This is a genomic window from Limnoglobus sp. (assembly GCF_059499385.1).
On record NZ_JCABYM010000046.1, the window covers coordinates 49507 to 70082 of the forward strand.

Here is a 20576-nt window from a genome sequence, read left to right on the forward strand (position 1 = left end):
CAATGGCTCAGAACAAAACTGCCGCCGCCAAGCGGAAGATGGTCAGCGCCGTGTTCCGCAACCGCGCCCATTCCGAAGAGGCGTTCGACTACCTGTACGGCCTCGGGTTCACCGACAGCGAGATCAACGTGCTGATGTCGGACCAGACCCGCGCCCGGTACTACCCGGCCGGGAAGGACGACAACAAGCACGAGGCGGGCAACCTCGCGACCGAGGGCATGGGCGTCGGCGGGGCCGTCGGCACGGCCGTCGGCGCGTCGATCGCGGCGATCATCGCCATCGGCACGACGGTCGCGATCCCGGGCCTCGGCCTGGTGGTCGCGGGGCCGCTCGTCGCGGCGCTGGCCGGCGGCGGGGCCGGGGCGGTGACCGGCGGATTGGTCGGCACGCTCATCGGGGCGGGCATGACCGAGCAGAACGCGAGCGCGTACGAGGCGGCCCTCCGCGAGGGCGGCATCGCGATCGGCGTCCACCCGCGGACCGACGACCAGGCGGACGACATCAAGGAACGGTTCGAGGAGCTGGGCGGCGAGAACGTGTGCTACTGCTAAATCGAGCAGTGGGGCACGACGCAACCGGGCCGGGGGATTTGACCCCGGCCCGGTTCGTTTTCGTAATCCGCCACGGACGGCCGGACTTGTAGGGCGGGTCAAGGCTTTGCGCCGACCCGCCGGGGACCGCAACCGCGTTCGAGAGTCGCCGAGCCGGCTGGGACCGGACGGCGGGTCGGCGCAAAGCCTTGACCCGCCCTACAAGGACCGCGTCACCCCGGCGCGGACGGCCGCAGCGGGTTCAGCCCGGCGTCGCCGAGGAACTCGATGCCCCCGGTCGTCACGTCGTACATCGCCCCGACGATCGCGATCCGGCCCTTCTTCACCAACTCCCGAAGCGTCGCGCTCTCGTCCAGCAGCGTCTGCACGGACAGCAGCACGTTCCGGCGGGCGATGCCGTTGACGAACGCCTCCTGCTCCTCCTTCGACCCCCGCTCCATCGCCCGGCACGCCTCCCGGTCCGGGATCGCCTTCTGAATGTCATCGACGATGTAGTGGATGTGCTGGCAGCCGGTCGCCTCGGCCGGGGACGCCTCCGAGCAGACGAGGTTCACGGCCGCCGTCACCGCCCCGCACCGGGTGTGGCCCATCACGAGCACGAGCTTCGCCCCGGCCACGGCCGTGCCGTACTCGATGCTGCCGAGCACCTTCCCGCTGATGACGTTCCCGGCGATCCGGACGACGAAGATGTCGCCGACGCCGAGGTCGAACACGAGTTCGGCCGGCGTCCGGGAGTCGATGCAGCTGAGGATCACGGCCAGCGGGTGCTGGCCGGCGGCGGTGGCGTTCACCTGCCGGCCGAGGTCGCGGGTCAGCCGGTTGCCGGTCCGGAACCGGTCGTGCCCGTCCTTGAGGATTTGCAGCACCTGCTCCGGCGTCAGGGCCGACTGGATTTCGCGGGTCGAGTAGTCCACGTACTGGATTTGGTCCTCGAGTTTGTACCGGTCCTTGAACCCGATCAGGCTGACCTCGATCCCGTGGGCCGGGGCCGTCGTCTCCTTGTAGTCGCGGATCATGTCCAGGATGTCCGGGTCGATGTAGTCCGTCTCCTGGGCGTCGAGCAGCACCTTGCTGCCGTCCGGGATGTCCTCGAACGCCTGGGCGAGCGCGGCCTTGTTCAGGAAGCTGACGGTGCTGGCGAACTGGATGTGGATGACCTCCCCGCCGACGTGCTTTTCGACGATCCGGCGGATCGGCCGGCGGAGGTTGCCGCGGAGGATGAACGCCGTACTCACCGCCATGCCGATGAGGACGCCGACGAGCAGGTCGGTGAACACGATCGCGACGACCGTGGCAACGAACGGCAGGAACTGGACCGGCCCCTCCTTCCACATCTGCTTGAACAGCTTCGGGCTGGCCAGTTTGATCCCGGTCGTGAGCAGGATGGCCGCCAGGCACGACAGCGGGATCATGTTCAGCACGGTCGGCAGGAACACGACGCAGACGAGCAGCAGGACGCCGTGGAAGATGGCGGACAGCTTCGTCCGGCCGCCGGCGTTGATGTTCACCGAGCTGCGGATGATGACGGACGTGACCGGCAGCCCGCCGAGGAACCCGCTGGCCACGTTCCCGCACCCCTGGGCGAGCAGCTCCCGGCTGGACGGGGAGTTCCGCTGCCGCGGGTCGAGCTTGTCCACGGCCTCCAGGTTGAGGAGCGTCTCGAGGGACGCGACGGCCGCGATGGTGACGGCCGCGAGGTAGACCTTCGGGTTGCCGACCTGCGAGAAGTCCGGGAACTGGAGGACGCCGAGCAGCGCGGCGAGGTTGTCCGACACCGGGACCTGGACGAGGTGGCTCGGCTCGATCAGCCACCCCTTGCCGAACCCGGCGAACAGGTAGTTCATGACCACCCCGTACACCACGATGACGAGCGGGGCCGGGACGATCGACTTCTTCAGCGCCTTCACCCGGTCCCACACGACGAGCAGGAGGATGGACGACAGCCCGATGGCCGCCGCCCCGACGTGCAGGTCTTCGAGGATGGCGTAAATCTCGGTGAACGTGTTCTGCTTGTCCGGCTGCTGGAACGCCATGTCCCCTTCCGGGTCCGGGTCGTGGCCGAACACGTGCGGGATTTGCTTGAGGATGAGGATGACGCCGATGGCGGCGAGCAGCCCCTTGATGACGCTGGACGGGAAGAACGCGGCCAGCGACCCGGCCCGGACGAGGCCGAGGACGACCTGGATGCCGCCGGCGAGGACGACGGCGAGGAGGAACGTGGGGAACGACCCGAGGGCCAGGATCTGGGCGGCGACGACGGCCGTGAGGCCGGCGGCCGGGCCGCTCACGCTCGTGTGCGACCCGCTGAGCGTGCCGACGAGGATGCCGCCGACGATCCCGGCGATCAGCCCGGAGAACAGCGGGGCGTTCGACGCCAGGGCCACGCCCAGGCAGAGCGGCAAGGCGACGAGGAAGACCACCAGCCCCGCGATCAGGTCCCGCGGGAGGGTGGTGGAGAGGGAGTCCTTCGTGTTCGACATTCGCGGCCCTCAAGCCGTTGGCGGACGGGTGCTCGGTACGGCTTTCTTCGGGCGCGACCCGCGAACGACAACCGGGGGGAGGAATAAATACCCGCCCGTCACCCGCCGGCCGGCCGGCCGACGGCGGGCGGGTTCTACAATTGGGCTATGAACTTGTGCGTCAGTCAAGCGTGCACCCTGTCGGCGTCCTTCGCGGACGACATCATCGGCTACTCAGACGGCGGGTGTTCGCACCTCGAAGTCTGGCTGACGAAGCTGGAGAAGCACCTCGAAACGAGTTCCGTGGCCGCGACGCGGCAGCTGCTCGCCGACCGCGGCGTGTCGCTCGTGGCCGCGGCGTACCAGGGCGGGCTGCTGCTCTCGCAGGGGGACCAGCGGGCGGCGGCGTTCGACCACTACAAGCGGCGGCTTGAGCTGTGCCAGCAGTTCGGCGTCCGCATGCTGCTCGTCGTCGCCGACTTCGCGACGAAGATCGACGAGGCAAGCCTCGGCCGGGCCGTCGTGTCGCTGACGCAGGCGGCGCAGTGGGCGGCGGCGTTCGATGTTCGCCTCGGGCTAGAGTTCCGCGGCACGGACGCCTTCTGCTCGTGCCTCGAAACGGCTCTGTTGCTGGTGGACCAGTGCGGCGAGCCGAACGTCGGCGTGTGCCTGGACACGTTCCACTACTACAAGGGGCCGAGCAAGCCGGAGGACCTGGAGCGGCTGACCCGCGAGAACCTGGCCCACGTGCAGTTGTGCGACGTGCCCGGTGTACCGCGGGAGGTCATGACCGACGGCGACCGCGTGTTCCCCGGCGAGGGGGACTTCCGGTTGACGCCGATCGTGGGGACGCTGCGGCGGATCGGGTACGACGGGTGGGTGTCGCTGGAAGTGATGAACCCGATGGTGTGGCAGGCGAAGCCGTCGCAGGTCGCGGACCTGGGGATGACGGCGCTGCGGCGGACGGTGGAATGAGGGCTTAGACTTCCGAAGTCCGGCTTCGACTTCGGAAGTCGAATGCGGCGGGGGCGTACCTCGCTCCCGGTCGGCGTCGGTCCCGTCGGACTTCCGAAGTCGAAGCCGGACTTCGGAAGTCGGGGCACTCACGATACAATCCCCGCATGGACCCACACCACCCCCGGCGGGTGTTCGTCACGGACTTCGACGGCACGCTCACCCGCCACGACTTCTACAACCTGTTCCTCGAACAGCTCTACCCGCCCGATGCGCCGGACCAGTGGGCCGCCTTCTCCGGAGGCCGGATCACGCACTTCGAGTGTCTGCGGAACATCTACGCTTACGTGCCCGTTGGCGAGGAACGGCTCCGCCGGTTCCTCGATCAGATCGCGCTGCCTCCGGCGCTGCCGACTCTGCTCGCGAGGCTGAAGGCCGCCGGGTGGGAGGTCGTCGTCGCGTCGGCCGGGAGCCACTGGTACATCGACCAACTGCTGGCCCGTGAAGGGGTGTCGCTGCCGGTCCACACGAACGGCGGGCGGATCGTGGACGGCCGACTCGTCATGGAGCTGCCGACCGACTCGCCGTTCTTTCACCCGCACGCCGGGATCGACAAGGCGGCCGTGGTGAAGTCGTTCCTCGACAAGGGGTGCGACGTGGCGTTCGCAGGGGACGGGATCACGGACCTCCCGCCGGCGCTGCTCGTGCCCGCGAACCGGCGGTTCGCGACCGGCTACCTGTCGCGGCGGCTGGAGGAGCGCGGCGAGCCGTTTCAAGCATTCGAGCGGTGGGAAGAGATCGTGCCGATGCTCGTGAAATGAAAAAGCCCACGGACGTTCGTCCGTGGGCTTTCGATTTTGCCCTTCAAACTTACCAGCGGATGATGGCCTCGATGCCGCCGGTGAACAGGTCGCGGTCGCCCTCGAACGGCCGGCTGTCCGCGTTGTAGTCGTACCGGACGAACGGCCGCAGGATCAGCCAGTCCTTCGGCGTGTACGCGGCGATGGCCGTGACTTCCGTGTACAGCCCCTCGAACCCGGTCCGGACGCCCTTCTCGTCCACGAAGCACTCGGCCCGCAGCGTCGTGGTCAGCTTGTCCGTGTGCTTGCGGATGAAGTAGTTCGCCACGCCGTACCAGTGGGCCGACGTGCCGGGGTCCGCGACCGTGCCGAACCCGGCCGGGAACTTGTCCGCGTGGCTGAACGTCGCGTCCATCACGTACGTCAGGCAGTCGTTGACGTTGTACGTGACCAACAGGTTGTAGCTGTTGAAGTGGACGAAGTTCTCGCGGCCGAGGTAGCGGTTCGGGCCGATGACCGTGTTCAGCGCGATGCTCCCCTTGCCCTCCTTCGGCGTGTACTTGATCCCGCCGACGTAGGTGGCGCGGGCCGCCGGGTCGATCCACACGTCGCTGCCGGTCACGACCCCGTTATAGATCGTCACTTCCTCGCTCAGGCCGGTCGTGGCCATCGCCCCGGTGTGGGTGAACGGGTTGTACTGGAAGTTGTACGACTTGGTCACGGACGGCGAGTTCGGCGCGTCGATGACTTCGTACCCGATGAGCGTGCCCCACCGGCCGACGCGGAACGTCGTCCCCTCGGCCCCGAGGTTCGGCGTGTACAGTTCGCCGTAGTGGTACACGAGGTCGTACCCGAACTGCCGGGCGTCCTGGACTTGCTCTTGCAGGAACCCGCGGGGCAGCGTGAACCGGTAGTCCTGGCCGTAGAAGATCGACGCGTTGTACCCGAACTGGACTTCCTTCTTGCTCGTGTCGATCGACTTCACGGCCTGTAGCCAGACCTGGTTCAACTGGAACGCATTCGCGTGGTCGTTGAACGTGATCGGGTTGTTGAACCGGCTGGTGCTGCTGGCGGTATAGTTCATCGCCCCCCAACCGGAGATGACGACCCCGCGGTCCTCGAGCACCTGGCCGAACCGGCTGCCTTCGAGCAGCTTCTGGACGAAGTACTTGGTCGCTTCCGGCTCCGGCTCTTCCGCCGGGGCTTCCGCCGCCGGGGCCTCGACGGGGACGGGGGCGGCCGGGGCCGTCGCCGCCGGCAGCGCCATCGGGGCGGCCTTCGGCATCGGCATGGGCATCGGGGCGGGGGCTTGTCCGGCCGCCAGCCACGAGCCGAGAAGCATCGTGGTCAACATGGGTACGTCTTCCTGACAGAGAGGGAGTTGCTCTCATGGGCGAGTTAGCCCAGACCGGCACATCCGTTCGTCCGGCTAACCTGCTTATTCGGCCGGAACCTGCGAAAACGAATAGGCCGAGGGCGTGGGAAAATTGGCGGCTTGGGAAACGTCCCGGTACGCCCGGCACAAATTACCAACTTGACGTGAGAAACTTCCGTGTGCCCGGCAATCGGGCAGAAGTGCGGGGCCGGGCGGCACTATTTCGCCTCAAATATCAGGGAATTGACTCCAGCTTTCAAATCGGACTTCAGGGGCGTGGTTTCCGGCTTGGCGTACACGGCCGGGACGCCGTCGCCGGTGAGGGTGACGAGGAACGGGCCGACGGGGAGCGTGGTGACGACGTTGAACGCGCCGCCGTCGCCGGTCCGCGCGGTCGCGAGCGGCTTCGTGGTGTTCATCGGCACGAACGCGACGGTGACGCCGGCCGTCGGCCTGCCGTTCACCGTCACCTGCCCCGCCGCGGCGGCCTCCGCCGGCTTGTCGGCGGACTTGGCCTTCTTGAGTTCCTCCTTCAGCGCGCCGCGGACCTGCTCGATGACCTCGTGCAGCCGGAACGCCTTCAGCTTCACGTCCGCCTTCGACTTCTCGATCTCGACCAGCCCCTCGCTCACGTCGCCCTGGAGCTTCGGCCGGTGCGCGAGGAACGACTTCGCGACGATCAGCCCGCCCTGGTACAGGCGGAGCGCGCCGCCGTGGTCGCCGGCGTTGTACAGCCCGGCCCCGGAGTTGTGGACCTCCCGGAGCGTGTCGAGGACGGTGCGGTCGAGGTCGGTCGTGCGGACGGTGGCGGCAGGCGGCATGGCGGTCCCCGTGGACGTGGGGGCGAGGCCCGGCCCCGACGCCGGCAACCAACAGGACAGGAGGACGGTCGCGAACATCGGGGGTCTCGCCGAGGTGATTCTTATGGTAACCCGACCGCCGCGTCCCTCCAACGGCCGAGCGGCCGCCGCCGGGCAGGGGGTTACCCGTCCGGACGGGCTGTAGCGGTTATTCGTCATTCGTGATTGGTGATTCGTGATTGGGCACAGGTAGAAAGGGGCCGAGACGCGAATCACCAATCACCAATCACCAATCACCAATGACGGTTCTGAAAGTGGCATTGCCACCCGCCGCCGGTTCGGGCTAATCTCGGCCGCGAATCTTTTCCCTCCCGGCAAGGAAGCCGCCCGGTGGCCGACAAGTACACCCCGCTCATCCTCGACGCCCTGACGCGGGCCGCCGCCGAGTCCGCCGGGCTGCCGCTGCTCGCGTCGAAGGCCGCGGCCGGCCTGTTCCCGAACACGGCCGCCGGCAAGGCCGCCGCGAAACGCTGCCGAGACGACCTCATGCTCGAAACCCTGCCGCACGACCCGGCCGCCAGGCCGCGGGACGTTTGCACGATCACCAGCCGCGGCCTCCAGCACCTGGTCGAAAACGTCAGCCCGAAAAAGGTGTTGGAAGACTTCGTGCGAATTCTCGAAGAGCGCCGCGGGCAGGTGGACGAGTTGCTCGCGACGGCGGCCCGCATGGCCGAGAACATCGACGGGCTGAAGGCGACGGTCGCGGCCGTGCTGCCGCAGGTGGCGACCGCCCGCGTGCCCGTGCCGACGAACCGGCTCAACGGGAGCGTCCCGCCGCTGCCGCCGAAGGCGACGACGCCGGCGGACGTGGCGGGCGCGATCCAGACGCACCTCGCGGACTGGACCGGGGAGGTCGCCCGCGACTGCCCGCTGCCGGACCTGTACCGTGCCGTGTCGTGCGGCCACCCGGCGTGCAGCGTCGGGCTGTTCCACGACGCGCTGCGGCAGCTGCACGACGCCGGCCGCGTCTACCTGCACCCGTGGACCGGCCCCCTGTACGCCGTCCCGGAGCCGACGTTCGCGCTGCTCGTGGGGCACAACGTCGCGTACTACGCCAGCGCGAGATAGTAGTAGGCACACTCCGTGTGCCGTTTGCTACCTCGTGCCGAAGGCTCTCGCGGAATCTCGAAGACTCGATTCCGCGGACGGCACACGGAGTGTGCCTACTACTATTTGATCGTCACGGAGGACCACCCATGACCGCGACCCTGACCCGGCCGCACGCCCATACCGACCGCGACCTGCTGAAGCGGGCCGGGAACCCGTTCCGCAACTACTTCGCCCGCAACCCGGACGACGACGTGTGCGGCCGGTTCCACGTCCCGGAACTGTTCGCCGCCGAGCGGGACCTGCTGCACGCGATCATCGACCTCTACCGCACCGACCCGAACACGCACAGCGAGGTCGTCCCGGTCCTCGGGAACAAGGGGGCCGGCAAGACGCACCTGCTGCACAGCATCAAGCACGGGGCCGGCGGCGCGGGGCAACTGCTCGTCACGCCGGGCGTGTTCCAGAAGGACACGGACTTCCTGGAATACCTGCTGTTCCAGATCATCGACACGCTCCTCGGCGGCGGCAAGCAGAAGGGCGTCCGGCCGCTCGAATTCATCGGCGAGCAACTCGTGCGGAAGCTGCTGGCGACGGCCCTCAAGCAACTGTCCGCGGACGAGAAGGTCGAGCTGTTCCCGCCGCCGGGCATCGGCCGGTGGGCGCGGCGGCTGGGCATCGGCCACGCACAGGCCGCGGAGCGGGCCGAGTGGTTGGCCGACACGCTGACAAGCAAGAACGGCACGCCGGTGCGGCAGGCCATCGCCGACGCCGGCATGACCGTCGAGCGGGCCTATGACCTGATCGCCGCCCACGTCCAGAAGACGGAGCCGCACAACGCGACGGGCCTGATGCGGCGGAACGTCATCAACGGGTTCACGAAGGCCGTGCTGCTGAAGGACGAGAGCGAACTCGCGAACTTCCTGACGTTCGGGTTCACCGAGATCGACTTCCAGGTCCGCCCGACGCGGCAGGACCTCGTGCTCGCGCTGTTCAAGGTGATGACGCAGGTGATGCGCGACCTGAAGGTTCCGGTCGTCGTCGCGTTCGACCAGTTGGAAGACCTGCTCCTCGCCCGGCGGAACGACGACGTTCACCGCGTCGCCGAGGCGTTCTTCGCCGGCATCGTGCAGGTGATGCACCAACTCGACGGCCTTTGTGTGCTCATCTTCGCCGAGCGGGGGCTGTGGAACCGGTTCGTCCCGTCGCTCGACGGGTACATCCAGGACCGGCTGAACAACCCGGTCCACGTCCCGAACCACGGCACGGTGAAGGCGCTCCGCCTCGAAGCCCCGCCCGCGAACCTCGTCCGCCGCGTGGTGGAAGCGCGGTTGCGGCCGGTGCTGGACCAGATGCCGAACCCGGACGCGGTGTCGGACATCTACCCGTTCACGGACGAGCAGATTTCGCAGGCGGCCCGGACCGAGCCGACGCTGCGGGACATGCTCCAGCAGTTCCGCCACCTGTACGACCACATGGTTGCGGACGAGGGCGGCAGCCGCGTCGAGCCGATGGAGAACATCGTCCGCGCCAGCGCCTTCGACACGGAAGCCGTCGAGGACCAAGCGGTCGTGCCGCTGTTACCCGAAACGCCGGCGTACTCGGCCGTCGCGATCCCGACGGAGGAACCGACGAGCCGCGTGAGCGCGCTGCTCGGCCACGACGCGGCGTACAGCGTAAAGGCGGCGGAAGTCATCACGACCGTCGCGGACATCAACCTCGAAGCGGAAGCCCCGCGGGCCGGCCTCTCGCCGGCGGCGCTGGCGGACATGTGGGAAACAGAGTACCGCTCCGCCCGCCGTAAGCTCGAACCGGACGGCGCGCTCACCGGGGCGACGCGGGAGCTGCAATCGGCGCTCGGCAGCTTCCTGACGGCGTGCCACGAGCACGGCGTGAAAGTCGGCCCGTGGCGGCTGCAGCACGTCGTTCCCGAATGGAGCTACGGCGACCACCCGACCTACGGCGTGGTGTCGCTGGCGCACTGGGCGTGCAAGGACGGCCAGCCGTGGAAGGTCGGCGTCGGCCTGTTCCTCGCGAAGGGGCCGGGCAAGCCGAAGGACCTGGAGATCAAGCTATCGGCGATGGACGCGAAGCCGGCGGTGGTGGACCACCTCATCCTGATGCGGACGGAGGACGACCTGGCGCTGACCGGCAAGAGCAAGACGCTTTGGGGCGACGCCCAGAAGCGCGGCCACCACGCCCGGCTCGAAGCGGTGGCGCTCGACGCATTCGCGATGGTCTACAGCTTCCCGCGGTGGCTGGCGGCCGTCCGCGAGTCGCTGCCGGAGGGGACGCCGCTACCGAACCTCGCCGACGTGATTCAGGAGAAGTGCGAGCGGCTGCTCGAGCAGGTGTGTATGCCGGTGCAGGGATGACGTGCCGTGAGGAAGTCGCGGCCCACCCGTCGAAGCAACGGGTGGGTTTTTCGTTTATGCGTATTGCTTGCGTATCGTCGGGATCAAGTAGTCGCCGAACGCGGTCGCGAAGTCGTACCGCGGGGCGTGGCCCCAGTCGCGGCGGGCCGCGGCGTCGTCCACGTCGCCCGGCCAACTGTCGATGATCGCCTGCCGCTTCACGTCCACCGCCGTCGTGACCGTTGCCGTAGGAAACGCCTCCAGCACCACGCGGCGGACTTCGTCCGCCGTCGGGGCGAACGCGCCGATGTTGTACACCGTGCGGGTCAGCTTCTCCGCCGGGGCGTGCATCAGTTTCAGCACCGCCTCGACCGCGTCCGGCATCGCCATGAACGGGAGGCGGGCGTCCGGCCGCACGAAGCACGCGTAGGGTTCCCCCTTCGCGGCCGCGTGAATCATCTCCGGGGCGTAGTCCGACGTACCGCCGCTCGGGACCGTCACCGCCGAGATCAGGCCGGGGAACCGGATGCACCGGAAGTCGATCTTCCCGAGCTTGTCCGCGGCGAGTTGCTTGTAGTGCCGGCCGTAGTACCGGCCGAGGTGCTCGCAGTAGAGCTTGTTCGCGCCGTACATCGTCGTCGGCTGGAGGAAGTCGTCCTCTTTCACTCGCCCGGCCACCGCCTTCACGTCCAGGCTCGGCAGCCCGTAGGCGGCGATGCTCGACGGGTAGAAGAACGTCACCGGCCGGCCGTGCGACTCGCCTTCCTTCTGCGCGAACTCCAGCAGGTTCAGTGTCCCCTCGACGTTGACCTTGTGCGCGAGCGCGGGCGAGAACTCGCTGCGGGTCGAGAGCAGGGCGGCGAGGTGGTAGACCTCATCGACCTCGTACTCGGCGTTGATCCGTTCGAGCAACTGCGTGTCGAGGATCGAGCCGACGAACTCCTTGCGGACCTTCTTCGCGAGTTCCGGGGCGAGCGGGTTCAGGTCGAGGGTGATGACCGGACGGCTGCCGGTCGCGAGCCGGTCGATCAGGCCGTGGCCGATCTCGCCGGACGCGCCCGTGATGAGGATCGAAGCGAATCGCGACATGAAAGGTCAGGCACTCGTGGACGCGGGAACGGGTTCGGCCTCTTGTTCCAGCTTGCTCTTGTGGACGTTGACCGGCACGACGTTCTTCGCCAGGCCGACCAGCTCCATCGCGCGGATGAACGTGTACGTCAGGTCGATCTCCCACCACCGGTGGCCGTGGCTGGCGCTCCGCGGGGCGGCGTGGTGGTTGTTGTGCCACCCCTCGCCGTTGGTCAAGAGCGCCACCCACCACGTATTCCGGCTGTAGTCGCCGGTCTTGTAGTTCTGGTAGCCCCAGCGGTGGGCCGCCGAGTTCACGAACCACGTGATGTGCCAGACGTACACGGTGCGGGCGACGATGCCCCACGCGAACATCTGGGCGGTGGCCGTCACCATCGTGTCGAACCCGCCGACGAGGTAGCCGACGCCCGCCGCGAGCGCGAGCAAGAGGACGACGTGCCCGAGGTAGAACCACGCCCACCGGTTCCGCTTGTGAATCCAGCGCAGCCAGTCGTCTTCCAGCAGGTCCGGGATGTACTTGTCGTAGGTCATGAACGAGTTCATCCGCGGGTCGTCGGTGTAAATCCACCCCATGTGGCCCCAGAAAAAGTTGTCCTTCGGGCTGTGCGGGTCCTCGTCGATGTCGCTCTTCTGGTGGTGGATGCGGTGGACGCACACCCACTTGAACGGCGGCGTCTCCAGGCTACAGATGCCACACAGTGTGAACAGTTTTTCCAGCCACTTCGGGAGTTCGAGCGACCGGTGCGTGAGCAGCCGGTGGTACGCGAGGTTGATCCCGATGCTGCCGAAGATGAAGTTCCCGATGAGCAGGTAGGCGGGGAACCACCAGGTAAAGAACGGCTCGAAGAACGCGATCGGCACGAGCAGGTGGAAGCCGACGATGACGGCGAGGAACAGCGGGATGATGCGGGGCTTCGGCCGAACGGCGGTCGCGGTGGTCACAGGTCGGGGACTCCGGCGGGTATCGGATTATGATACATATAGCGGTGGGCTTGCCCACCGTGTGGCCGGAGTCTTCGACGGCCGCACCACGGAGCCTCCCGCGGGGAACTTCCCGCGTCGGGAGAAACGTCCCGGTGGGGGAACGCCTCCGCGTTTTCTCGAAGACTCGAAACCGCACGGTGGGCAAGCCCACCGCTATATACCGAGAACCCGCCATGCCGCGCACCGTTCTTCTCCTCGCACTCACGCTGACGCTCGCACCGGCCGCGGACGCGCAGCCGCCGAAGCCGTTCAAGGTCCGCTGGTACGGCCAGTCGTTCTTCCAGATCGAGACGCCCGGCGGCAAGAAGATCGTCACCGACCCGCACCAGATTCCCGCGTTCGGCCGGCACGTCGTGTCGGCCGACATTGTCACCCTGTCGCACAACCACAACGACCACAACGTCCTCGACGTGGTCGAGAACCACAAGGCCGCCCGCGTGTTCCACGGGCTGAAAGAAGTCAAGGGCCGCATCGACTGGGAGAAGATCGACGAGAAGGTCGGCTCCATCAAAGTCCGGACCGTGCCGAGCTACCACGACAACGAGAACGGGTTCACCCGCGGCAAGAACGCCATCTTCCTGATCGAGGCCGACGGGCTGACGTTCTGCCACCTCGGCGACCTCGGCCACGACCTGAACGACGAGCAGGTGAAACTGATCGGCAAGGTGGACGTGCTGATGGTCCCCATCGGCGGCACGTACACGATTAACGGCGAGGTCGCGAAGAAGCTGGTCGAGAAGCTCAAGCCGCGGCTGTTCGTGCTGCCGATGCACTACGGCGTGCCGAACTACGACGACCTGAACGGCCCGGAGGAGTTCCTCGACGGGCAGAAGCTGAAGGTCCAGCGGGTGCTGGTCGGCAACGAGCTGTCGATCCCGCCGGACGCGAAGCCCGCCGCCCCGACGATCGTGCTGCTGGGCACGACGGACGTGAAGCGGAAGTAGATGCCGGGGTTTTCACCCCGAAGGGGTGGGAGCGCTCAGCCCAGGGCAACGCCCTGGGCGCGGGCGTCCGGCGTGTCCGCGACCGCTCGCTCGCAGGCTTTCAGCCTGCCGGGTGGTTGCGGTCGCCACCCAGGGCGGCGGGCCTGACGGCCCTTGCCCTGGGCTGACATCTCCCACCCCTTCGGGGTGAAAACCGGGCCACAGATCAGGGACGTGGTTCGGGGCGATGGGGTCGTCACTGCACCGCTTCCAACTCCACCGTCAGCGGCGCTTCGCCGAGGTCCGTCTTCAGCTTCAGCTCCCGCTTCCACGACCCGACGCCGACCGGCTTGAACTTCACCGTCACGATCTGCACCGGGGCGCTCGCCGGGAACGGCTCGACCGTCAGCCCGTCGCCGGCGTCCGGGACGGCCTCCACCTTGAACGCCTTCGTCGCCCGCAGGATCACCTTCTGCGTCTGCTCCTGGCCGACCTTCACGCCCTCGAACTTCACCTTCTCCGGGGCGACCGTGATCGGGGCCTGAACGACGGCCGCCACGTTGAACTGCAACAGCGCCGCCGTCGGGTCGTTCGTCTTCAGCGTGATCGGCTCCAGGATCGTGCCGGCCGGGGCGTCCGCCTTCAGCGACACCGTGATCCGGAACTCCGGCCCCTTCGCGTCCGTCAGTTGCACGTCCAGCGGGCCGGTCGGCTTCACCACGTCCGTGACCTTCCAGTCCCGCGCCTTGCCGACGTACTTGATGCTCACCGCCTGGGACGCCTTCGTGCCCTGCTGCACGACGCCGAAGTTGACGTGGCCGGGGGTGAGCTGCACGTCCGCCCGGCTGTTCGCCTGCACCCGGATGACGGCCGTGGACACGTACTGCGGGCCGAACGTGACGTAGAACGTCTGCGCGTTCGGGCCGTTGAACTTGGCCGCGTTCATGGTCACGACCAGCTCCGCCGACTCGTTCGGCTGGAGCACCCGCTGCGGCGGGTCGGCGTCGAGACACGTGCAGGACTTCCGCACGTCGATGATCTGCAGCGGCACGTCGTAGATGTTCGTGAACGTGAACTTCTGCGTGAGCATGGTCCCGTGCGGGACGGTCCCGAAATCGTGGACGAGGACGGCCGGCGGGCTGTCCTTCTTGAACAATTTGTTCGCCCACGGGACGAACACCTGCGGCGAGCCGGCCGGCGGCGCGGGTTGGGCGGCGAGCGCCAGCGGGACGATGCCGAGGGTGACGATGCCGAGCCAGGTGCGGGTGCGTGCCATCCGTGCTGCCTCCGATGCGAGTGGTCCTCACCCGCGGTTACCGGGAACATCGGCCGTGTCTGTCAGCGATTCGCGGGGATAGCCGTGGCGGGGTGCGGAAAATGGGCGGACCCGGCGGGAGGGTCGGTGGGGTTTGCCCAACTTATCGCAGTTCCCGAGAAGGTTTGTTAGGCACGTGCCGATGGATTACGATGCAATGCACGGAGGTTCCCGATGGCCGACGCCAACCGCCCGGACGTTGTCCAGTTGCTGCTCTGCGAATCGGCGGCGTATGATGAAACACAGAATTCCTGGGTACTGGTTCGGCCGACGGCCCACCTGCACGTCCGCGGATACCGGGAAGACCCGTTCCCGCATGTGATCCCCAGGTTGGCGGCTTATTTTCAGTTGATCGACGCTTTCGGGACGGTGTCGCTTCAGCTACAGGTGGCCGCCCCGTCGCTCGGGTCCGGGATGGCTCAGGTGCTCATGCGGTCGGACGAGTACCTCGTCACCTTTCCGCCGAACCGAACCGTACTCGATGGTGTCATACGGTTGGAAGCGGTCCCGATCCTGGAAGCCGCCGAGTACGAGGTCCGACTACTAGCCGCCGGGCAACGGCTCGGGGAGCGATCCGTGGCTTATCTGCGAGTTACCGGCGAGACGATGTCATGAACCCGAAAAACGATGACGGGACCGGCCACATTGTCGGGCGGGGCGTCCGGACGGAATGGGAGTACCAACATCCGGCGTTGGCGAAGCTGGCCGCACGCCCGCGTAAGGAAGTCGTTTCCGCGCACCACAGTCTAGGTGGCGTTAAACTCAAGTTGTACCCGGTCCACTTCTTCCAGGTGACCGTCCGGCCACCGGCCGATTTCCACGCCCCGTCCGTCCGGCAGGCCCTCGATTCGGTTCTCGCGCAACTGAATGGTGAGTTGAAGCAGCGAACTGGCGAAGGCTTGAAGCTGGAAGAAGAAGGGACCGGGTGGCAACCGGACGGAACCTACCGGCTGACCCTCTCGACTGTTATGATCGACGACCTCCCGGCCCTCGCGGACACGATCGCCGGCCTCGTCGCCGCCACGGTCGGCAAGGGCACGGTTCGCGTCCAGGTCCTGCACGCGAACCGAACGATCTGCGACATCGCGGCGTGAGGCGGCCGTCACACCTTCGCCAGGTCCCACATCGTCTTCATGAACTTGATCCCGTGCGTGTAGACGTGGTCCGGGGACGGGAAGAAGTCCCGCCACACCCGCGTCGCCGCCGCCAGCGCCGGCAGCGCCCGGCCGAACGCCTCGATCACCAGCCACCCGTCGTACCCGACCTCCCGCAGCGACCGGAAGCTCTCGAACCAGTTCACCTGCCCCGTCCCCGGCGTGCCGCGGTTGTTCTCGCTGATGTGGACGTGCGCCAGGTACGGCGCGACCGTCTTGATCGCCGTACTCGGCCGCACTTCCTCGATGTTCGCGTGGAACGTGTCGTACATCGTCCGGAAGTTCGGGTGGTCCACACTCTTGACCAGCGCCACCGCGTCCGCCGCCGTCGTCAGGAAGTAGCACTCGAACCGGTTCAGGTACTCGATCGCGAGCATCAGGTTCGCCTGCTTCGCGAACTCGGCGGTCTGACGGAGTACGTCGGCGGCCCGCTTCTTCTCGTCGGGCGTCGGCCCCTCGCCGGTGAACACGCCGAGCGGCGAGTGGAACGGCCCGAGCATCGTCTCGCTGCCGAGGGCGGCGTTGCAATCGACCGCCCACTTGAGCCGCTCGACGGCCGCCTGCCGCACGGCCGCGTCCGGGCTGATCGGGCTGTGCTCCGGGTTCACGACCGTGACGGTCGTACACTTCAGCCCCTGCTTGTCGAGTTCGGTTTTGAGCTTCTTGTAGTGGGCCACGTCCCCCTCGAAGAGCGGGACTTCCACCCCGTCGAACCCGGCCGCCTTGATCTTGCCGAGCAGCGGGTAGTGTTCCTCGGTCACGAGTCCGGTCCAGAGGAGGAGGTTCATCCCGGCCTTCATGTGCGTTCGCTCCGTGGGGGTGAGGGTTCGACGGCGGCATTGTAGAAGCGGGGGAGCGTAGAGCCACACGGACGGCCGTCCGTGGGCTTTCGCCCTACAACACCATCCCTTTCCTCACAGGACGGTCCCATGAAGCGAATCGCGTTCGGTCTGCTCCTCCTCACGGCGACCGCCGCGGCCGCCGCCCCGCCGCCGCTGGCCACCGGGCTGAAGACGCCGGAGTCCGTCGTCCAGGTCGGCGGCCGCACGTTCGTCTCGTGCATCGGCGAGTTCAACACGGAAGGCGACGGCGAGGTCGTCGAAATCCAGGACGGCAAGGCCGTCCAGTTCGCGACCGGCCTCGACGACCCGAAGGGGATGGTCGCGTTCAACAAGATGCTGTTCGTGACGGACAAGACCCGCATCTGGCGGATCGACCCGAAGGGCAAGGCGACGGTCCACGTCGCGGCCGCTGCGTTCCCGACGCCGCCGATCTTCCTCAACGACATCGCCGTCGATACCCGCAACGGCATGATGTACGTCTCCGACTCCGGCAAGGACGGGCAGGGCGGGGCGCTCTACGCCATCCCGCCGAAAGGCGGCAAGCCGCGGCTCATCGTGGACGGGAAGATGATCCCCGGCCTGACGACGCCGAACGGCGTCTGCCTCGACGGCGAGTACTTCCTGCTGCTCGGTGACTGGGGCACGGGGGACTTGTACCGGGTGAAGATCGCCGACGGGTCGCACGAGAAGCTGGCCGACGGGTTCGGCGGCACGGACGGCATCGCGTGGGACTACCACGGTAAGCTCTTCATCAGCGATTGGAAGAACGGCAAGGTGTTCGGCATCCCGAAGCCGGGCGAGAAGCCGCAGCTGCTGGCCGAAGGCTTCCAGGCCGCGGCCGACATCTGCCTGACGACCGACGGCAAGAGCATTCTCGTTCCGGACATGAAGGCCGGGACGCTGACCGCGATCCCGACGACGATGCCGGGCTGGGAGGTCGATGAGTCGCCGCTGGCGATTCACACGGAGGTCGCGTTCCCGAAGCTGAAGTGGACCGGCTGGAGCAGCACGGACGACGCCGGCCGCGCGACCCCGTTGCGGCCGATCGTGCTGACGCACGCCGGGGACGGCAGCAACCGCGTCTTCGTCGCCACCGAACAGGGCGTTATCCACGCCTTCCCGAACGACCAGAACGCCACGGAAACGAAGGTGTTCCTCGACATTCAGGACCGCGTCGTCTACACGGACAAGCAGAACGAGGAGGGGTTCCTCGGCCTCGCGTTCCACCCGAAGTTCAAGGAGAACGGCGAGTTCTTCGTCTTCTACACCACGAAGGCGGCAAAGCTCACGAACGTCGTGTCGCGGTTCCGGGTGAGCAAGGACGACCCGAACAAGGCGGACCCGGCGTCGGAGGAGGAAATCCTGCGGTTCACGAAGCCGTTCTGGAACCACGACGGCGGGACGATCGCGTTCGGGCCGGACGGCTACCTGTACGTCACCCACGGCGACGGCGGCGACGCGAACGACCCGCTGAAGAACGCCCAGAACATGAACGTGCTGCTCGGCAAGATTTTGCGGATCGACGTGAACGCGAAGGCGGACGGCAAGAACTACGCGGTCCCGAAGGACAACCCGTTCGTCGGCAAGGACGGCGTGAAGCCGGAGATTTGGGCGAGCGGGTTCCGCAACGTCTGGCGGTTCGCGTTCGACCGCAAGGGCGGGCAACTCTGGGCCGCGGACGTGGGCCAGAACCTGTGGGAGGAGATCAACGTCGTCGAGAAGGGCGGCAACTACGGGTGGAGCAAGCGGGAGTCATGGCACCCGTTCAGCGTCCTCGGCGTGCGGGAGAACAAGGAGATGATCGAGCCGGTCTGGGAGTACCACCACGACGTGGGCAAGTCGATCACCGGCGGCACGGTCTACCGCGGCCCGAAGCTGCCGGAGCTGGACGGCCACTACCTGTACGGCGACTACGTGTCGAACCGGCTGTGGGCGCTGAAGTACGACGCGGAGAAGAAGCGGACGGTGGCGAACCGCCCGATCCGCGACCCCGGCCAGCCGATGCTGTCGTTCGGCGAGGACGAGAGGGGCGAGGTGTACTTCCTGAGCGTGAGCGCGACCGGGAAGGGCATCCACTGGCTCGTGAAGTAATCCCCTGACTTCCGAAGTCCGGCTTCGACTTCGGAAGTCGAAACGAGGGAGGGGCGCGAGCGGGCGGCGAGAAGGTTCCTGCGCGGGATCGACTTCCGAAGTCGAAGCCGGACTTCGGAAGTCAGGTTCTCATTCTCCCTTCTTCCACGCCCCGAGCAGGTTCGAGAAGTCGTCCGTCCACACCGGCCCCGGCGGCACGGCGAGCTTCTGCCACCGCGCGTCCGGCTTGCCGAAATCCTCGACCCGGTCCGCCACGATCATCCAGATCGACGGCTCCTGCCCCGTTTGCTTGCCCGCCGCGCTCGGAACCAGGTCGTTGTCCACCTTCATCACCAGGTTCGGGTCGATGCTCTGCAACACGCGGCCGGCGAGCGGCGGCAGGTCGAGGTAGCGGTTCGACAGGTGCAGCGCGAGGACGCCGTGCGGCTTCAGCTTCGCCCGGTACAACTCGAACGCCTCGCGGGTCAGCAGGTGGACCGGCACGGCGTCCGAGCTGAACGCATCCAGCACGAGCAGGTCGAACTCGTCGTCGGCCGCCTTCAGTAGCTGGCGGCGTGCGTCGCCGAGCACGATGTCCCACGCGGCGGGGCACGTCGAAAGAAACGTGAAGTATCGCTCGTCCTTCGCCACCCGCTCGACGGCGGGATCGATTTCGTAGAAGGTCCACGTCTGTCCGTCGTCGGCGTAGGCGGCCGTCGCCCCGCAGCCCAGGCCGACGACGCCGACCCGCATCCGCTTCTCGACCGGCATTTTCTCGATGAGGCGGCCGAACGGCCCCTGGCGGTGGTAGTACGTCGCCGGGTCGGGGCGGCCGGCGGTCGGCCAGAGCTGCTGGCCGTGCAGCGTCGTGCCGTGGATGATGCGGTGGAACCGGCCGTCCTCGCTCCGCATGACGCGGAGCGTGCCGAAGTAGTTGCGGTGCGTTTCGAGGACCGTGCCGAGCGGGTTCGGCGAGAACGACCCGACGACGAGCAGCACGGCCAGACACAGCGCGAACCGCACCGGCCGCCAGACGAGGGCGAAGGCGAACGCGGCCGGCGCGCCGAACGACAGCCCGCCGAGCGCGATGCGGTGGAGCAGCTCCTGGTCCGGCTCGTCCGGCTTGGGCCCGACCACCCACGGCACGACGACGACGAGCGCGAGCGTCAATGCCCCGAGGGCGAACGGCCAGACGCCGTCCGCGGGCTTGAGCTTCACGCCGACCTGGTCCGACGGCGGCCGGACGAGGCCGGCGAGGACGACCGCGATGGGGTATTCGAGGTTGCCGAGGTTCGCGAAAAGGACCGGCGCGACGAACGTGTTCGCGAGGCCGCCGAGGACGCCGCCGGCGGACAGCCACAGATAGAACGCGGTCAGCCGCTCCGGCGGCGGCTTGCTCGCGGCCAACTCGCCGTGGCAGAGCAGCGCGACGAGGACGAACGCCGACAGGTGGACGCCGGCGACGAGGACCATCGGCTCGTTCGCCCGCATCAGCAGCGCGACGGCGAGGAAGCAGAGCGACATCGGCGTGATTCGTGCGACGAGCTTCCGCGCGCGGTTCGACCAGCCGGCGAAGACGACGACGAAGCTGAGCAGGTAGAGGCCGAGCGGCAGCACCCAGAGCATCGGGACCGGGGCGATGTCCGTGGTCAGGTGCGTGGTCACGCTCATCAGCAACGACGACGGCAGCGCCGCGAGCGCGACCCACCGCCACGGGCTGGCAACTTCTTGTTCCCTCCCCCCTTGGGGGGGAGGGTTAGGGAGGGGGGTCGGCAGGGCCAGTGGCTGGTGACTCCCTT

The 20576-nt window shown here is 67.5% G+C and carries 17 protein-coding genes; 9 read left to right on the forward strand and 8 right to left on the reverse strand.

What is annotated here, in order from left to right; genetic code table 11:
* Window positions 1–2 precede the first annotated feature (2 nt).
* Window positions 3–551 carry a hypothetical protein gene (locus tag AC5JJ2_RS08490; protein ID WP_495857546.1) on the forward strand — a complete coding sequence of 183 codons (549 nt, stop codon included), beginning with the start codon at window positions 3–5 and terminating at the stop codon, window positions 549–551.
* Between the two features lie 212 nt (window positions 552–763).
* Here AC5JJ2_RS08490 and AC5JJ2_RS08495 read toward each other — a convergent pair whose 3' ends face one another.
* The gene (locus AC5JJ2_RS08495; protein ID WP_495857547.1) at window positions 764–3031 is read right to left on the reverse strand and encodes a bifunctional SulP family inorganic anion transporter/carbonic anhydrase; all 2268 of its coding nucleotides are present in this window, start codon (window positions 3029–3031) and stop codon (window positions 764–766) included.
* Window positions 3032–3178: 147 nt separating this feature from the next.
* On the opposite strand from AC5JJ2_RS08495, the gene AC5JJ2_RS08500 reads away from it, so the two are divergent.
* Window positions 3179–3985, forward strand: coding sequence for a sugar phosphate isomerase/epimerase family protein (locus tag AC5JJ2_RS08500; protein ID WP_495857548.1), 807 nt, complete (start codon window positions 3179–3181; stop codon window positions 3983–3985).
* Between the two features lie 146 nt (window positions 3986–4131).
* Window positions 4132–4785, forward strand: coding sequence for an HAD-IB family phosphatase (locus tag AC5JJ2_RS08505; protein WP_495857549.1), 654 nt, complete (start codon window positions 4132–4134; stop codon window positions 4783–4785).
* Between the two features lie 49 nt (window positions 4786–4834).
* Here the strand turns inward: AC5JJ2_RS08505 and AC5JJ2_RS08510 are convergent, their stop codons facing one another.
* A complete protein-coding gene (locus tag AC5JJ2_RS08510; protein ID WP_495857550.1) occupies window positions 4835–6118 on the reverse strand; it encodes an outer membrane beta-barrel protein in 1284 nt (427 codons plus the stop codon).
* Window positions 6119–6357: 239 nt separating this feature from the next.
* Complete coding sequence (locus AC5JJ2_RS08515; protein ID WP_495857551.1) at window positions 6358–7038, reverse strand: hypothetical protein; 681 nt, start codon at window positions 7036–7038, stop codon at window positions 6358–6360.
* 291 nt (window positions 7039–7329) lie between these two features.
* Between AC5JJ2_RS08515 and AC5JJ2_RS08520 the strand changes: the two genes are divergently transcribed.
* Together AC5JJ2_RS08520 and AC5JJ2_RS08525 are read left to right on the forward strand one after the other, a co-directional pair.
* The gene (locus AC5JJ2_RS08520) at window positions 7330–8067 is read left to right on the forward strand and encodes a hypothetical protein (protein WP_495857552.1); all 738 of its coding nucleotides are present in this window, start codon (window positions 7330–7332) and stop codon (window positions 8065–8067) included.
* A 128-nt stretch (window positions 8068–8195) separates the two neighbouring features.
* Window positions 8196–10421, forward strand: coding sequence for a hypothetical protein (locus AC5JJ2_RS08525; protein WP_495857553.1), 2226 nt, complete (start codon window positions 8196–8198; stop codon window positions 10419–10421).
* 54 nt (window positions 10422–10475) lie between these two features.
* On the opposite strand, the gene AC5JJ2_RS08530 is transcribed toward AC5JJ2_RS08525, so the two are convergent.
* The gene (locus AC5JJ2_RS08530) at window positions 10476–11489 is read right to left on the reverse strand and encodes an NAD-dependent epimerase/dehydratase family protein (protein WP_495857554.1); all 1014 of its coding nucleotides are present in this window, start codon (window positions 11487–11489) and stop codon (window positions 10476–10478) included.
* Window positions 11490–11495: 6 nt separating this feature from the next.
* Window positions 11496–12431, reverse strand: coding sequence for an acyl-CoA desaturase (locus AC5JJ2_RS08535; RefSeq protein ID WP_495857555.1), 936 nt, complete (start codon window positions 12429–12431; stop codon window positions 11496–11498).
* A 215-nt stretch (window positions 12432–12646) separates the two neighbouring features.
* Here AC5JJ2_RS08535 and AC5JJ2_RS08540 point away from each other — a divergent pair, with 215 nt between their 5' ends.
* Complete coding sequence (locus tag AC5JJ2_RS08540; protein WP_495857556.1) at window positions 12647–13417, forward strand: MBL fold metallo-hydrolase; 771 nt, start codon at window positions 12647–12649, stop codon at window positions 13415–13417.
* A 235-nt stretch (window positions 13418–13652) separates the two neighbouring features.
* On the opposite strand, the gene AC5JJ2_RS08545 is transcribed toward AC5JJ2_RS08540, so the two are convergent.
* Window positions 13653–14672: a DUF1573 domain-containing protein gene (locus AC5JJ2_RS08545; protein ID WP_495857557.1), complete on the reverse strand. Its 1020-nt coding sequence runs from the start codon at window positions 14670–14672 to the stop codon at window positions 13653–13655.
* A gap of 213 nt (window positions 14673–14885) precedes the next feature.
* On the opposite strand from AC5JJ2_RS08545, the gene AC5JJ2_RS08550 reads away from it, so the two are divergent.
* Window positions 14886–15326, forward strand: coding sequence for a hypothetical protein (locus AC5JJ2_RS08550; protein ID WP_495857558.1), 441 nt, complete (start codon window positions 14886–14888; stop codon window positions 15324–15326).
* On the forward strand, window positions 15323–15805 hold the full coding sequence (locus AC5JJ2_RS08555; protein ID WP_495857559.1) for a hypothetical protein: 483 nt from the start codon (window positions 15323–15325) through the stop codon (window positions 15803–15805). The genes AC5JJ2_RS08550 and AC5JJ2_RS08555 overlap by 4 nt, the downstream gene beginning before the upstream one ends.
* Before the next feature lie 8 nt (window positions 15806–15813).
* On the opposite strand, the gene AC5JJ2_RS08560 is transcribed toward AC5JJ2_RS08555, so the two are convergent.
* Window positions 15814–16653 carry a sugar phosphate isomerase/epimerase family protein gene (locus AC5JJ2_RS08560; protein WP_495857560.1) on the reverse strand — a complete coding sequence of 280 codons (840 nt, stop codon included), beginning with the start codon at window positions 16651–16653 and terminating at the stop codon, window positions 15814–15816.
* A 141-nt stretch (window positions 16654–16794) separates the two neighbouring features.
* Here AC5JJ2_RS08560 and AC5JJ2_RS08565 point away from each other — a divergent pair, with 141 nt between their 5' ends.
* Complete coding sequence (locus AC5JJ2_RS08565; RefSeq protein WP_495857561.1) at window positions 16795–18798, forward strand: PQQ-dependent sugar dehydrogenase; 2004 nt, start codon at window positions 16795–16797, stop codon at window positions 18796–18798.
* A gap of 129 nt (window positions 18799–18927) precedes the next feature.
* Here AC5JJ2_RS08565 and AC5JJ2_RS08570 read toward each other — a convergent pair.
* On the reverse strand, window positions 18928–20576 hold a 1649-nt coding region (locus tag AC5JJ2_RS08570; RefSeq protein ID WP_495857562.1), incomplete at its 5' end, for a spermidine synthase.